Consider the following 14,660-nt stretch of genomic DNA (forward strand, 5'->3'; position numbering starts at 1 on the left):
TGCGGCCCTGGCCATCCTCCACATCGACCACCAGCGAACCACCTGAAACCAGGCGCTACACACAGTCACGAGACGTTACGCGGAATGGCTCACTGCCAAACTGGACGGGATGGACGTCCTTGAAGGCAACAGCGAGCGAGCCAAGAGGCAACAGAAGCAGAACATCACAGTCGTCATCGGCAACCCGCCCTACTCTGTGGGCCAAGATAGCGTCAACGACAACAACCAGAACCTAAAGTACAGGGCTCTCGATGAGCGGATAGAAACGACCTACGGGGCTCGAACCAATGCGACCTCCCGGCGCACGCTTTACGACTCGTACATCCGAGCTATTCGGTGGGCCTCTGACCGCCTCGAAAACGATGGCATTGTCGCATACGTCTCCAACGGTGGCTATATCGATGGGAATACCTACGACGGGCTGCGTAAGTCCCTAATCGGCGAGTTCGACGCCATCTACTGCTACAACCTGCGAGGAAACCAGCGCACGGTCGGCGAGCAGTCTCGCAAAGAGGGCGGCAAGGTTTTTGGGTCGGGCAGTCGGAACACGGTCGCCATTCTAGTTTTGGTCAAGGATGGCAAGGCTAATAGAAAAGACTCGCAGGGCCTGCTCTATTACCGTGACATTGGCGATTACCTTAACCGTGAACAAAAGTTGCGCATCATCGGGGCGCAGGGTCTCGAAACTGTTGAGTGGCAGGAGCTTGTCCCCAACGCCGAAGGCGACTGGATTAACCAACGCGACGACCGGTTTACGGCCTTCCAAGCTCTGGGCGATCGAGACAGTGCCGAGGGTTCTGAGGCCATCTTCTCCGCATACTCGCTCGGGCTAGGGACGAACCGGGATGCGTGGGTCTACAACTATTCGCAACGGCAGTTGAGTTTTAATGTCGAGTCGACGATCGACTTCTACAACGGCGAGGTGGATCGGTTCGACGAACATTGCAAGGCTAGGGGCATTACTCGACCGAGGCCGTCGGACGCGGAAGCGTTCATCGACCGGAACCCGGCGAAGATCAGCTGGTCGTCTAGCCTCATCCCTAAAGTCGCACGACGCAAGAGGGCCGTGTTCGACCCAAGTCGAGTAGTTCCCAGCTCTTATCGCGCCTTCTGTCGCCAGCGCCTGTATTTCGATCGGGATCTCAACCACCGCCAGGGCAAGCTCCCCCAAATGTTCCCGACGCCCAAGCACAAAAACTTCGGGTTCTATATCAACGGTTTCCACGCCACTGCCGATTTTGCTCTCCTGGCAGTGGACTCCATCCCGTGCCTCGATCTCTTCGGGAAGGGTGGGTACTTCTTCCCACGCTATACATTCGGAGAATTCGACTCCGGAGACGGACTTTTTGCCGCCGCAGGCCTGGCGACCGATTATGCGCGTGTCGATAACGTCACTGACGCCGCTCTCCTGGACTATCGTCGGCTTTACAGCGATCCGACGATCGACAAGGACGACATCTTCTACTACACGTATGGACTGCTGCACTCGCCCGAATACCGAGAGAGGTTCGCCGCAGACCTGAAGAAATCCCTGCCGCGTATACCTAAGGCCGTCGACTTCCGCGGCTTTGTCGAGGCTGGTCGAAAGCTTGCCGACCTTCACATCCGCTACGAGCACGTGGAGCCACACCAAGGCATTGTCGAGACGGTTGCGGGTGATGCCTCTACCACTCCACTGGATGAGCTGTATCGAGTCGGCAAGATGAAATTCGCCAAGGCGAAGGGCGTGGTGGATCGGTCGACGATCCTCTACAACCACCGTGTAACCCTCAGCAACGTCCCGGAGGAGGCGTACCGCTACCAGCTCGGTGCCCGTTCCGCCATCGAGTGGATCATCGACCGGTACCAGGTAAAGACCGACAAGGACTCGGGCATCGTCAACGACCCAAACGATTGGTCTGACGATCCGCGATATATTGTTAATCTGCTTAAACGAATCGCGACCGTCAGCGTGGAAACCACGAAAATCGTTGATCTGCTGCCCTCCTTCGAGCTTCTAGACTAACGGTTCTTCCTGGATCAGCGACATCTGCTCGTGGTCGGGAGGGCCGAAGTGGATGAGGCGGTCGGGCTCGATGTTGCCGGTGTCGGTGAGCTGTTGGGCTTCGCGGGCGTTGCGGACGTAGACGGGCCCCGCGGGTGGGAGCCGGTGCAGTGACGCAGGGCTTGGCCGGAGTATGCCGTGCAGCCGGTGGCGCACGTAGATGGCGAGGCCGTAGGCGTAGTCAGCGGTGACGCCTTGGGGGGCGAACTCCGGGCGGGTGGAGTACTTCTTCCACAGCAGCTCGGCTACAGCGTCGCGCAGTTGGTGGATCTGCATCGGCGACAGTTCCTCCCACCACCGGCTTGCGGCCAGTTGCTCCTGCCGCTCCTGCCGGAGCCGTTGTTCCTCGGCCGCTCGGACCTGCTCCTGTCGCTGCTGCTCCTCGGCTTCGCGTCGCTGCCGGGCCTGCTCTGCTTCGATCGCCCACTTCTGGAGCTGTTCCTCCCAGCGGGCGGCCTCCTCCGCCGCTCTGATCTTGCGTTGCCTTTCCTCCGCTTGGCGTCGGGCTTCGGCTTCGGCTTGGCGCTGTTGTTCGGCCCGGCGTTGTTGTTCCTCCCGTTGCCGTTTGCGCTCGACTTGGCGCTGCCGCATGGCTTCGTGCCGGGTCTCAGTCTCGATGTGAGGGGGTGGTTGTCCCAGACCAGGTGCCGCTGGCGGTAGCTCTCGATGGCGCCGAACGACCGCGCACCGGGTCCGGACGGCAGTCAGGCCGTCAAGCGGACCCTCGGCGGGCTGTCCGGCATCGCGCTCGGCCTCCGCGAGCTGCGCAACGAGGGCTGGGGCACGGGCCACGCCGCCCGCAGGGCCGGGCTGCGCCCTCGTCACGGCTACCTTGCGGTCGGGGCGGCACAGACCTAGTGCCAGGTCATCCTCGACACGCTTGCCGATCCGACCGCACCTTGGCGGGCGCAGGCGGCTGCTGTGGCAGCTTCCGGCCACTCGATGATCAGATCTGTCGGTGAACCCAGCGAGCCGGCGCGGATCGGCGGGGTTCCGGACCTTAATCGACGCAGGTAGGCACAATCAGCTTCTATGAGGATCGGACGCCGGGTCGTCGTCGCGCTTACTGTTGTGGCATTCGTGCTGGCAGGCGCCGCCGCAGCGGTGTGGATGTTCGCTGGCGACGCGGCCGACAGCGGCCTTGTCGGGAACGCAAACGTCGTCGGCGGGCTCACCGGCCTCGTCGCCCTCGGGCTGGCGACGGTTACGATCGCCCAGGGCTACTGGCAGAAACAGGACAAGACCGACAAGGTCATTGAAGAGTCTGATCCGACACCCACGGACCCGACGGCTGACCTGACCGCTGTCGTTGTGGCTCACCCAACGCCAACAGGCGGGGGGTTGGCACTGCCACGGGAGCAGCGGAACGAGGGATCGGAATTCGCCGCTGGCCTAAAGCACGGCCACGCATCGGCCGGGAATCTGTTCAGTGTGGACTGGCGTCCGATGCTCGGCGACGGCGACGGCGACGGCTATGAGTTCGAGCCGACTGGTGAGGTCAGGGCGGTGTGCGTCGAGGTGCCCCTGCTTTCGGACTGGCTGGCGACCGAGCGGTCGCGGCTCTCCGCGGCCGATGTTTCCGACGGGATGAAATCGCAGCTGCTGAGACCAGTCAGGAGGGCGCAGGACAAGCTACGAAAGCTCGGCTCGGAACTGAGTTGGCTGGCTCGGGCCGCGCACCACGCCAGGTACACCGATGCCGAGATCCGGTTGATCCTGGACCGGGCATTGTCCCTGCGGGTGAACGATCTCCTGGCTCGTACCGACTACCCCGGGCAGCCGGAGCCCCTAGAGCTTCGTGCGATGGCGGCCTTCACCCTCGGTTACGCGGAAGAGGAACTCGTCGAACTCGGCTTCGACGCCGGCAAGGGCGACGGTGGATGCGTTGCGTCGGTGCCTCGTCGGATCCTCCTGGAATCGCCGGAACTCATGGCGGTCGGCGAAGCACTCGCACCCGCCGGGGCCACAGAGTCCACGAAGCTGTACACCGCCTGTCAGTTCGCCCAGGACTTCACCTTTATCGGACTTGCGGATCAACGGCGCCTCTGGACCCAGTTTGTCCTACCGCAGGCATTCGTCCGGTACCCGTTGCACAGGCTGATCGTCGACGTCGGCAGGATTCAAAGATTCGGACTGCCCTAGCCTGCAGCCACTAGGTTGTTCGGCTCACGCGAGTTGTACGTCGCCGATCGCTTCGCGACGGGTGGACGACGCAACCTCGCGGCGTGGCGGTGTCCACCCACCCCGTGCGCAATGCGGTGACACCCCTCTGAGGGGGTATACATAATGACTCTTCCGGGTGGCCGTGCTGACCTGCCGGACCGCACTCTGGCGGTGGGCCCGGGTACTTGTTGATCCCTGTCGCTCTGCTCGAAATCTGCTCGGTGAGTCGCCGGCATCGCCGGGCAGTTTTGGTCAGTGCTGGGCAGTGACGGGCACGGAATCCGGCCGGTCGACGATCGCATGCTCCATGTGTGCTCCGCCGGTGGTCGCAACGGCAGCCCACACCGGTGGGCACGGGAGGGCCCTCCTGGGCGCTCGCGGGTATCGGCTGGCAGGTAGGCTGGGCACTCGCGCCCTCGTAGCTCAGGGGATAGAGCATCGGTTTCCTAACCCGAGGCTCCGTTTGTGTTTGCAGGCTTATGACCTGCATCTTTTCGTTGTTCTGTCTCCGTATGCCGGTCGCAGCGGGGCGTTACTGCGATCGCTTGCTGAAGATCAGCAGAGAGAACATCGCCCTGCTCAGACCACATTTCGCGGCCTGACGCCGGAGCTGACAGGCCGAACCCAGGGTGGCATCACGCGGGCAGACGAGCTGCGGGAGCGGGTCCAGCGCAGCCCGTGGCTGATCTGGGCGCTGGGCGCAGTTCGGGACTCCGGCCTGTCGGACGCTGAATCGGCGCTGGTACCACCCGCGACCTCGTCTGCACCGAGCGGTACGGCGACAGGTTCGACCCCGTCATGCCCGAGGTGGGTAACGAACCGGCGCATGCCGGTCATCGCCGGCCGGGCGGTGCCGACGTTGGCCCCGTGCAGCAGAGGGACGTACCGGGTCATGGACTGTCTTCGGTGCGGGCGATTCGCTCAGCGTAAGCCGCCCGGCCCGACCAGGCCCGTTTCGTAGGCGACGATGACCAGTTGCGCCCGATCACGTACCCCCAACTTGGTCAACAACCGTCCGACATGCGTCTTCACGGTGGCCGGGCTGAGACCGAGGTGCATGGCCAACTCCGTGTTGGACAGGCCGCGGGCGACCAGCGTGAGCACCTCCCTTTCCCGCTCGGTCACCCCCTCCAGCCGTCGCGGGAGCGGCCGGGCCGGCTCGGGCCGACGCGCGAACTCGTCGATCAGCCGGCGGGTCACCGTCGGCGCGAGCAGCCCTTCGCCGGCGGCCACCACTCGGATGCCGGCCAGCAGGTCCGCCGGCGGGGTGTCCTTGCACGGCCAGCTGCTCCACCTCGGGGGTGACCGGGGCTGGGGCCGGGGTGAGCGAGTTCGGGCGCACGGTGACCAGCGGCAGCCCCCGGGTGACCTTCGACTTCACAATCGTGGAGCCGGCGAAGACCTCCTGGGTCGCGGTGCCGTCCGCGGCCAGGTCGGTCACGTCGGTCAGGATGCCGTTGTCCAGCTTCACCGCCAGGCGGGCGGCGATCTCCTTACCCTCCTGCGACGACGCGAGCAGCACCGCCACCGGCTGCACCCGCTTCACCAGATCGGCCAGGACGGTGGCCTTCGGCGCCACCAGGTAGCCGTCGATCTCCTCCCCCTCCGCCGCGTACACCTTCGCCGCGCCGTACTCGCCCAGCTTGTCCGCGAGGGCCTGCGCGGCGCCGGTGCCGCCGAGCACCACCGCGGCCGGGGTGCCCAGGGCGCGGGCGAGGGTGAGCATCTCCAGGGTGACCTTCTTGACGCCGAACTCACCGGTGGCGTCGACAACGACGAGAACCTCAGACATGACCCGCACCCTCACACGAACTTCTCGGTGGCGAGGAACTCGACCAGCTTGACGCCGCCGTCGCCCTCATCAGTGACCTTGACACCGGCCGAACGCGGCGGACGCTTCGCGTGCTCCAGCACCGTGCTGGTCGCCCCGTCGAAACCCACCTCGCCGCACACCGAGCTCGGCCAGGGACAGGGTCTGCACCGGCTTCTTCTTCGCCGCCATGATCCCCTTGAACGACGGATACCGCGGCTCGTTGATCGTGTCCCAGACGGAGACCACGGCGGGGGTGGCGGCCGTGACCACCTCGTAGCCCTCCTCCGTCTGCCGCTCCACCGTCAACGTCGACCCGTCCACCGTCAACTTCCGCGCCCCGGTCAACGCCGCCACACCCAACCACTCGGCGATCATGTGCGGCATCACCTGTACCCGACCATCCGTCGACTCCGCACCACAGATCACCAGATCCGCGTTGAGTTGACCCAACGCGGCCGCGAGGACCTTCGACGTCGCCACCGCGCAGGAACCATGCAGGGCGTCGTCCACCACATGCATCGCCCGATCCGGGCCCATCGACAACGCCTTACGAATCGACTCGACCGCCTGACCCGGACCCATCGTCAGGATCGTGACCTCACCGCCGTGCGCCTCCCTGACCCGCAACGCCTCCTCGATGGCATACTCATCCATCTCATTGATCACGTTGCTCGCCGAACCGCGGTCCACGGTGCTGTCGTCACTACGCAGGCTGCGGTCCGCGCCCGAGTCAGGCACCTGCTTGAGGCGACCGCCACGGCGATGAAGGAGGTGCTGATGCGCTGGAGCAAGCTGGAGAACCCTCTCGCCTACGCCCGCCGCGCGGTGATCAGCAACTTCGTGAAGGAGAAGACCCGCAACCTCGATCGGATCCGCCGGCGGCAGGTCGAGAAGCACGCCGGCACCGCTGAGTGCCGCGAGGATCCCGGCATGACCGTCTGGGAGGACCGCGAGTGGGTCATGCAGATGCTCAGTCTTCGAACAGGTGCCGCCCTACGTTGCTGCCGACCGGACACCGCAGGGCCATGGACTGCCGCGGGTGCGGTCGGGACCCGCATCTCGACAACGGCGCTGGTGTCCTCGCCGGCGATCTCTCCGGAGACGAGATGACGCCGATGGTCCCGAACGGGGCCTTTCCCTCGTCCTCCAGAGCGCCCTGTGAAATCTCGATGGCCCTTGCGAGGAACCCCTCGTCTTGGTCGTTCAGTACTCCGCTCACGACTGGGATGCGGTGACCAGCCCGGTCTCGTAGGCGAAGATCACCAGTTGGGCGCGATTGTGGGCGTGGAGCTTGGTCATTGCGCGGTTGACGTGCGTTTTGGCGGTCATCGGGCTGATCACCAGGTGCGTCGCGATTTCCTCGTTGGACAGCCCTCGCGCGACGAGCGTGACGACCTCGCGCTCCCGGCTGGTCAGTTGCTCGAGGGTCGAGTCGACGGGCGCTTGGAGCGGTCGGGTCACGTATTCGCTGATCAGTTTTCGGGTGATGGACGGCGCGAGCAGCGCGTCGCCACGGGCGGCGACTCGTACGGCGTGGAGTAGGTCGGCGGGTTCGATGGTCTTGACGAGGAAGCCGGTGGCACCGGCGCGCAGGGCGTCAAGGACGTACTCGTCGAAGCCGTAATTGGTCAAAATGACCACGTGTACGGCGATCAGGTCGGGATTCCCGGCGATCTGTCGGGTCGCCTCAATGCCGTCCATGACGGGCATCTGGATATCGATCAACGCGACGTCCGGCCTGTGCCGAGCGGCCAGCGCGACGGCTTCGCTACCGTTTGCGGCCTCGCCTACGACTTCGATGTCGTCCTCGGCGGCGAGCAGTGCCCGGAATCCGCCCCGTAGCAGTGGCTGGTCGTCGACGAGCAGGACGCGGATCATGGCCTGCCGTCCACGGGAACCGTGGCTTGTACGGTGAAGCCACCCGTGGGTAGAGGTCCGGCGTGCAGCCGGCCGCCGAGCGCGGTGACGCGTTCGCGCATGCCGAGCAGCCCGACACCGGGCACCGAGTCGGTCTTCGGGGTGGCTTTTTTGCCATCGTCGTCGATTCGTACGGTGAGTGTGTCCGGGCCGTATCTGATGCTCACCGCTGCGGTGGCCGGGCCGGCGTGGCGGGCGACGTTGGTCAATGCCTCCTGGATGATCCGGTACGCGGCCCGGCTCACCGCACCTGGCACGTGGCGTCGATTCCCGTCGACGGTCAGGGTCGCCGCCACGCCGGTGGAGCGCGCCCGTTGCACCAGGTCATCGATCTGCTCGAGCCCGTGCAGGGAATGCTGCTCGTCGCCGCGCAGCACTCCGAGCGTGGCCCGCAGTTCGCTGGTCGCCTCGCGGGCGGCTTCCTCGACCGCCGCCAGCGCTGGGGGTACCTCTTCTCCCCGTTTTCGGGCGAGATGCACGGCCACGCCGGCCTGCACCTTGATGACTGAGATCTGGTGGGTGAGCGAGTCGTGCAGTTCCCGCGCGATGCGTAGCCGCTCCTCGCTGGCGCGGCGGTCGGCGACCTCCTCCCGCGTCCGCTCTGCTTCCTTTGCCCGGTTTTCGGCCTGCCGCAGCGCTTCGCCGGCCGCTGCCCAGGCGAGTACCCACCCCAGCGCGAGGACGCCTTGGGCGAACGCCTGACCCGCCGGGGGGCCGCCAGGAGACACCAGGGCCACGAACGGCTGCGCGGCGAGCACGATCGCGGTCACCACGAGCATGGGGCAACGGTGACCGGAACGAGTCGCCGCGTACACCGCGAACAGCAACGCCACGGGCGGCACCTCGAAGCCGAGCGCCTGGTAGCCCAGCACACACGCGGCTGTCGCGACCAGCACGCCGACCGGTGCCCGCCGGCGTGCGGCCAGGACCAGCCCATCGACCGCGAGCAGCACGTAGCCCAGCAGGCGCAGATCGGTCCGGTCGGGTGCGACGGTGGCTCCGGCGACCAGGAGCATCGCCGCCACGCACACGGCGAGCCCCCAGTGCCGGACCCCGGCCGGGATCTTGCTCATGCGGGCACCTTAGCCGGTGGCTTCGCGGCGACGTCGTCTGCAGGGGACGAGCGGCGGTGTACCGCGAACGCGGTAGACGCGGCGCCGCGTGCGGCGGACATGGTAGGCGCGTGCCGCGTGCGCGGCAGCCGAAAGTGCCCACGTCGGCGGGACGACCGGTGGCTGATTCACGGCCACGATCTAGGCACCGGCGAAGCCCGACCCGATTGTGGGAGGACTCTGCGCGTGAACTGGCTCGACGAGGCGCCTTGCGTGCCGCGGTGATCACGGCTGCGCCGGCAGCAGTTCCGGCGTCGCTGCTCCGTCCCGCCACCGCCACGGCTGCCGCCAGCACACCCGTCGCCGGATGCTGCCACGGCTTCGTTGCCCGCCCAGCCCGCGTACAACGGAAGGAAGCCTGATGCGCACGCTCACCCGGTGGGTGTTGTCCCACCGCCTGCTGGTGACCCTTATATGGGTGGCCCTCGCCGTGGCTGGCGGCGCCACCGCCAGCGGCACCATCGACAGGCTTAGCAGCGAGTCACGTCTGCCAGACGCGCCCGCCCAACTCGCCAACGACGCCATCAATGAGCGTTTCACCGATACCGGAGGCAAAAACGCCCCGCTGCTGCTGACCGTCACGGCGCCCGAAGGCGTACGCCTGGACGCGGCACCGTACCGCGACCAGTGGGGCGAACTGGTCAAGCGAGCGACGCCGGCTGGCGGGCGGAGCGTCTCGTACACCAGCAGCGGTGAACGCTCCCTACTGTCGGCAGACGGACGCACCACCGTCGCGCTGATCTACCCGCCCGCCGCTCCCGGCCCATCCCCGTACGTCCAGTCGCTGCCCGCTATCCGGCAGGCGATCGCGAACGCTCAGATCGCCGGAGCACCGGTCGAGCTCACTGGTCAACCCCTACTGTCCGGACGCGACAGCGGAGCCCCCCGCAACCCGATCATCGAAACACTGATCGGCGCGGTCGGCGCCCTGGTCGTCCTCGCGGTGGTGTTCGCCAGCGGCCTGGCCATCGTGCCGCTGCTCATGGCGGCCGTGGCGATCCCCACGACGTTCCTGCTGGTGCGGCTGCTCACCGGCGTGACCGACGTGTCGTTCATCGTGCAGTACCTGGTGGCGCTCATCGGTTTGGGCATCGCCATCGACTACGCCCTGCTCGTCGTCACCCGATGGCGCGAGGAACGGGAACGGATCGATGACGCCGACCCACGTCAGCGCACGGCTGCCATCATCAACGCCGCCGCCAGCGCCGGACACGCCGTCGCCCTCAGCGGCGCCACGGTGGCAATCTCCCTGGCCGCGCTCGTCGTGCTGCCCGTGCCGTTCCTTCGCAGCGTCGGCTACGCCGGCCTGCTCATCCCACTCGTCAGTGTCGCGGTCGCGCTGACCCTGCTGCCCATCCTGCTGCACACCTGCGGTAGTTGGCTCGACCGGCCGCGCCGCGCGCACCGCGCAGACAGCCGGCTGTGGACCCGCATTGCGCGCGTCACCACCCGACGCCCGATCCTCGCCGCCGTCCTCAGCGGCGGGCTGTTGATCGCTCTCGCCGCGCCCGCGTTGGCGATCCGGCTGGGCCAGCCGGAAACCGGCACCCTTGGCCACGGCGGGCGACCTGCCGCCGTGTACGCCCACCTCGTCGAGGCCGGTTTCGGTGAGGGCATCGCCCGCCCGGTCGAAGTGCTCACCCACGGCGACCCGGCAGCGACCGCGGACCGACTGCGGACCATCGAAGGCGTCGCCGGAGCCGTGGCTCCCAGCGAGTGGTCCAAATCCGACACCCATGTGGTTGATGTCTGGACCGTCCACGATCCCGCCGACGACGCAGGGCGCGACGCGGTGGCCGAGATCATCGCCACCTCACGTACCCAGCCCGGCACCCTCGCCGGAGGTGGAGCCCCGTTGGACACCGACTTCGTCGACGCCGTCTACGGCTCCCTGCCGGCCATCCTCATCGTGGTCGCGCTGCTCACCTTCATCGTCCTCGCCCGCACACTGCGGTCAGTGCTGCTCCCGCTCAAAGCACTGATCCTCAACGCGCTGTCCACTGCGGCCGCGTACGGCGCCGTCGTCCTCATCTGGCAGAAGGGGTACGGCAGCGAAGCGCTGTTCGACACACCAGCCACCGGCGCGATCACCATCTGGGTACCCATGGCGGTCTTCGCCTTCCTCTTCGGGCTGTCCATGGACTACGAGGTGTTCATCCTGCACCGCATCCGCGAGTCACACCTGGACCTGGCCCGGCAAGGCAGCCAGGACACCACAACAGCCGCAACCGTCACCGGCATCAGCCGCACCGGCCGACTGGTGACCTCCGCCGCGCTCATCCTGTTCCTCGCCTTCACCGCCCTGGCCACCATCCCGATCACGGACGTCCGGATCTTCGCCACCGCGCTCGCGGCCGGCATCATCATCGACGCCACCGTCGTACGAGGACTGCTCACACCCGCGCTCGTCGCGCTGCTCGGCCGCGCCAGCTGGTGGTTCCCCGCCCCGCTGGCCCGCCTGCTGCTAGCCCCGCCAGTGCGGAATTCGGCAGAGACGCCGCATCCCACCGTGGCGCCCCCGGCCGCCGACACCCACCTACAGTTCGCGAATCGTCGGTAGTTCTCACCACGAACTGGAAGGACCAGCAATGTCAACGTACGTACGGCACGTCACCCCCGTCGCACCGCAGCGGGCCAACGGACTGGTGGCCAGGGTCTACGATCAGGTCAACGCCGAGTCAAGCAGCATCGGCCCCGCAGTGCAGATGACCTCACCGGCGCCGGAGATCCTTGCCGCCGGCTGGAGCCTCACCCGCGAAGCGCAACTCGTCGGAACCGCACCTGTCCTCGACAAGACGCTGGTGGCGCTCGGCGTGTCACCGACGAACCGTTGCCACTACGACACGGTCGCCTGGCTCGGCGCCCTGCGGCTACTTGGCCGGCCGGACCTGGCCGACGCCATCGACCGGGGCGAACCACCTGCCGACGCGCGGCTCGCGGCACTGCTCGACTGGGCCCGATCAACCGCAACCCCTGGCGCACCCGCGCCCCTGCCCGGCGAACCGGTCGCCGAGTACTTCGGCACAGCACTGCTCAGCCACTTCATCAACCGCATGGTGCTCGCGATGCTCCCTCCCGGTCTCACGCCCGGCACCCTGAACCCCGCCGACGCGCCGGCCTTCGAGGGCGCCCCGGTGTTCCGGCCATGGCCAACCGACCGGGCACCCGGCGCCAGCCTGTCCCTGCTGACCGGCCTGTCCGAAGGGCAACTACCGGAGTGGGCCGATGGCGCCCCAGCAGGCAGGGCTTACGCCACCCTGGCCGCCGTCGCCGGACAAGGAGCCGGACTGCTCACCCCTGCCGCCCGCGACGTCGTATCCAGCGTCATCAGCGCGCATCGAGGCCGCCACACCGCCGACATCGACCAACTGAACGAGCCGTTCTCAAGGCTGCCCGAACAGGAACAGACCGGAGCGCGCGTGGCCATCCTCGCCGGCCTCGCACCCAGTGCCCTCACCGACGACCAGGTGGCCGCCTGGCGGGCAACAGACCGGCGGTACTCCGACCACTGCACCGTCTACCTGCTCGCGTACGGCGCGATAACCGCCGTCAGCCACATCGAAGCAGACCTCGCCGAAACGCACACGGCTGGAGCGAAAAATGCTTAGCCGAACCGCACAGGCACTCGCCCTACTGTCCACCGGGCTGCTCGCCGGCGCGTTCGCCTACGCCCTCGCCTCCGTCGTCCCCACCTTCGACGCAGTCCCCCTGGACGTTCACCTGCAATACCGCACAGCGCTTATGTACATGAACGGCATCTTCATGCAGGCAATGATGGCAGTCAGCTTGCTTACCTCGTTCTGGCTCGCGATCACACTGCGACTCGCGACCCGGTGGTACGCCGCCGCAGCGGGCGTACTAGCACTCACCTCCCTGCTCGTCACCCGCTTCGGAAACGTCCCCATCAACGGAAAGATCAAGACATGGTCCGCAACCTCGCTCCCGCCCGATTACGCCGAACTCCTGCAACGCTGGGAGGTATACCACGACATCCGCACCGCTACCGCCGTCACCGCGTTCGTACTGCTGATCGTCCTCGTCGACAAGACACGCAGGGTCACGGCGGGCCGGCTATCTGGTCCGCTATCCGCAGGAGGCAGGGCTGGGCGACGAGGATCCGGCGACCGTGCTTGACCGCTACCACACGCTGCGCCAGCGTGGTCTGGCCACGCTGCGGCGCCATCTGGTTTTCGAGGCCCAAAGGGAGCAGCGATGAACGACATGGATGCCGGCCTCGAGCCGCTATTGCGCGAAGAGCTCCAGCACCTGGCCGCACTGCCGCAGCCCGAGGCGGTCGGCATGCTGCGCCGGGTGTCCCGACGTCGGCGGCGCAACGGAATCAGCGGCGCCGCCGGTGCCCTGGGCGTGCTCGCGATCGTCATGGGCACCGGCGCGGGGCTCGCAGCCGCGGTGGCGTTGCGGGCGCGTGACCAGCAGGGGCCGCCGATCCGTTTCCAGTTGCTCAACCAGCCTGCGCTGGATGACCGGCAGGAGACGTGGTCGGCACGGAACTTCACCGATACGCCCTGGGCGGACCGCGACACGGTCACCGCAGCGTGGCGGCACTACCTGGGCTCCACGCCCGCCTCGCCGTACGCCGCCCCGGCGCGGGCCGACGACCTGTCCGGCCTGCCACCCGCCTACATCGCCACCGCGGAGTTCGACCCGAGCCGTGACGAAGCCATCACCTACGCGCTGCGCCTGCTGCAGGCGGGCGTGTCGGTCGAGCTGCACCAGTGGGCCGGAACGTTCCACGGGTCATTTGCGATCCTGTCCGCCGAGGTGTCGCAACGGCAGATCGCCGAACTCAGCGCAACCCTGCGCCGTGCCCTGACCGAGTGAGGTGGTCGCGGCCCCCCGGACGGCCACCACGTGCCACAACCCGTCAACTGAGGGCGCCGGCACGGAAGTCCACGTCGGCGGTGCGACAGCGGCGGTGGTCGGTCTCAATGCATTAATCAGCGGCTGGCTCGCGCTGCTGTCCTAGCGGCCGAGCGGCTGCCCGCAACCGCTGGGCAGCCGCCGCTCGTACGACGGCGAGCGCAGTCGGCGACGAGCCGTCGTCCACGGGGCGACGACGCCCACATCACATGTCGTGATCCAACCAACCTCTAAGGGGCATACGTTGCGGAAAGTGTTCGCCGGCCTTGCGGCCTTGCTGGCGCTGGTCATCGTCGTACAGTTCTTCCTCGCCGCGAGCGGCGCCTTCGACACGGCGCCCAAGGACGAGTCCTTCCAGATACATCGTTCGCTGGGCTACGTGATCCTGCTCTTCGCGGCCGTGTTGACGATCGTCGCCGCGCTGACCCGGATGCCCGGCCGGCTCATCGGGATGACCGGTCTGGTCGCCGGGCTGGTTGTTGTCCAGGTTCTGATCCGGGAGTTCGCCACTGCGCTCGGTGACACGGGTGGCACCAGCACGACAGCGGGCCAGCTCATCTTCGGCCTGCACGCGGTCAACGGTCTGATCATCCTGGCAGTGGCCGGGAGGGTCGCCCAGCGGGCGCGAGCGCTGTCGAGATCCGCGCTCGCGCATCGGCGGGCCGGTACGGGCGACGACGCGCGGGTGTCCGGACAGGCGGCCGGACCGGCTCAGCCTGCGTCATGACGA

General features: G+C 67.1%; 11 protein-coding genes and 3 pseudogenes. 8 read left to right on the forward strand and 6 right to left on the reverse strand.

The genetic code is table 11. The annotated features are described in order from the left end of the window. The first annotated feature begins 109 nt into the window (after nt 1-109). On the forward strand, nt 110-2,005 hold the full coding sequence (locus AB0I41_RS29195; protein ID WP_357113801.1) for a type ISP restriction/modification enzyme: 1,896 nt from the start codon (nt 110-112) through the stop codon (nt 2,003-2,005). Here the strand turns inward: AB0I41_RS29195 and AB0I41_RS29200 are convergent. Beyond that, on the reverse strand, nt 1,997-2,635 hold the full coding sequence (locus tag AB0I41_RS29200; RefSeq protein WP_357113802.1) for a hypothetical protein: 639 nt from the start codon (nt 2,633-2,635) through the stop codon (nt 1,997-1,999). The two genes, AB0I41_RS29195 and AB0I41_RS29200, sit on opposite strands and share 9 nt — an antisense overlap. A 75-nt stretch (nt 2,636-2,710) precedes the next feature. Between AB0I41_RS29200 and AB0I41_RS29205 the strand changes: the two genes are divergently transcribed. Continuing rightward, entirely contained in the window at nt 2,711-2,902 is a 192-nt protein-coding gene (locus tag AB0I41_RS29205; protein WP_357113803.1) for an abortive infection family protein, read from the forward strand. A gap of 174 nt (nt 2,903-3,076) precedes the next feature. Continuing rightward, a complete protein-coding gene (locus tag AB0I41_RS29210) occupies nt 3,077-4,186 on the forward strand; it encodes a hypothetical protein (RefSeq protein ID WP_357113804.1) in 1,110 nt (369 codons plus the stop codon). A 942-nt stretch (nt 4,187-5,128) separates the two neighbouring features. Here AB0I41_RS29210 and AB0I41_RS29215 read toward each other — a convergent pair. The 5 genes and pseudogenes from AB0I41_RS29215 to AB0I41_RS29235 form a co-directional block, all read right to left on the reverse strand. Next, nucleotides 5,129-5,482 (reverse strand): annotated as a pseudogene (locus AB0I41_RS29215) (response regulator transcription factor); the annotation flags it as partial. A gap of 1 nt (nt 5,483) precedes the next feature. Continuing rightward, a pseudogene (locus AB0I41_RS29220) lies at nt 5,484-5,999 on the reverse strand (electron transfer flavoprotein subunit alpha/FixB family protein); the annotation flags it as partial. Nucleotides 6,000-6,010: 11 nt separating this feature from the next. Continuing rightward, nucleotides 6,011-6,758: pseudogene (locus AB0I41_RS29225) on the reverse strand (electron transfer flavoprotein subunit beta/FixA family protein). 477 nt (nt 6,759-7,235) lie between these two features. After that, entirely contained in the window at nt 7,236-7,898 is a 663-nt protein-coding gene (locus tag AB0I41_RS29230; RefSeq protein WP_357113805.1) for a response regulator transcription factor, read from the reverse strand. After that, nucleotides 7,895-9,010, reverse strand: coding sequence for a sensor histidine kinase (locus AB0I41_RS29235; protein WP_357113806.1), 1,116 nt, complete (start codon nt 9,008-9,010; stop codon nt 7,895-7,897). Before AB0I41_RS29235 ends, AB0I41_RS29230 begins: the two co-directional genes overlap by 4 nt. Before the next feature lie 400 nt (nt 9,011-9,410). Here AB0I41_RS29235 and AB0I41_RS29240 point away from each other — a divergent pair, with 400 nt between their 5' ends. From AB0I41_RS29240 to AB0I41_RS29260, 5 genes are all read left to right on the forward strand, one after another. Beyond that, the gene (locus tag AB0I41_RS29240) at nt 9,411-11,609 is read left to right on the forward strand and encodes an MMPL family transporter (protein ID WP_357113807.1); all 2,199 of its coding nucleotides are present in this window, start codon (nt 9,411-9,413) and stop codon (nt 11,607-11,609) included. An 85-nt stretch (nt 11,610-11,694) separates the two neighbouring features. Beyond that, nucleotides 11,695-12,657: a hypothetical protein gene (locus AB0I41_RS29245; RefSeq protein ID WP_357113808.1), complete on the forward strand. Its 963-nt coding sequence runs from the start codon at nt 11,695-11,697 to the stop codon at nt 12,655-12,657. Beyond that, nucleotides 12,650-13,183 (forward strand): DUF1772 domain-containing protein, encoded by a 534-nt coding sequence (locus AB0I41_RS29250; protein ID WP_357113809.1) that lies wholly within the window; start codon nt 12,650-12,652, stop codon nt 13,181-13,183. The genes AB0I41_RS29245 and AB0I41_RS29250 overlap by 8 nt, the downstream gene beginning before the upstream one ends. A 78-nt stretch (nt 13,184-13,261) precedes the next feature. Continuing rightward, complete coding sequence (locus tag AB0I41_RS29255; protein ID WP_357113810.1) at nt 13,262-13,891, forward strand: alpha/beta hydrolase fold domain-containing protein; 630 nt, start codon at nt 13,262-13,264, stop codon at nt 13,889-13,891. 253 nt (nt 13,892-14,144) lie between these two features. Continuing rightward, nucleotides 14,145-14,657, forward strand: coding sequence for a DUF6220 domain-containing protein (locus AB0I41_RS29260; protein ID WP_357113811.1), 513 nt, complete (start codon nt 14,145-14,147; stop codon nt 14,655-14,657). The last annotated feature ends 3 nt before the right edge of the window (nt 14,658-14,660 follow it).

The sequence above is a fragment of the Micromonospora sp. NPDC050200 genome (assembly GCF_040656135.1).
GTDB lineage: Bacteria > Actinomycetota > Actinomycetes > Mycobacteriales > Micromonosporaceae > Micromonospora.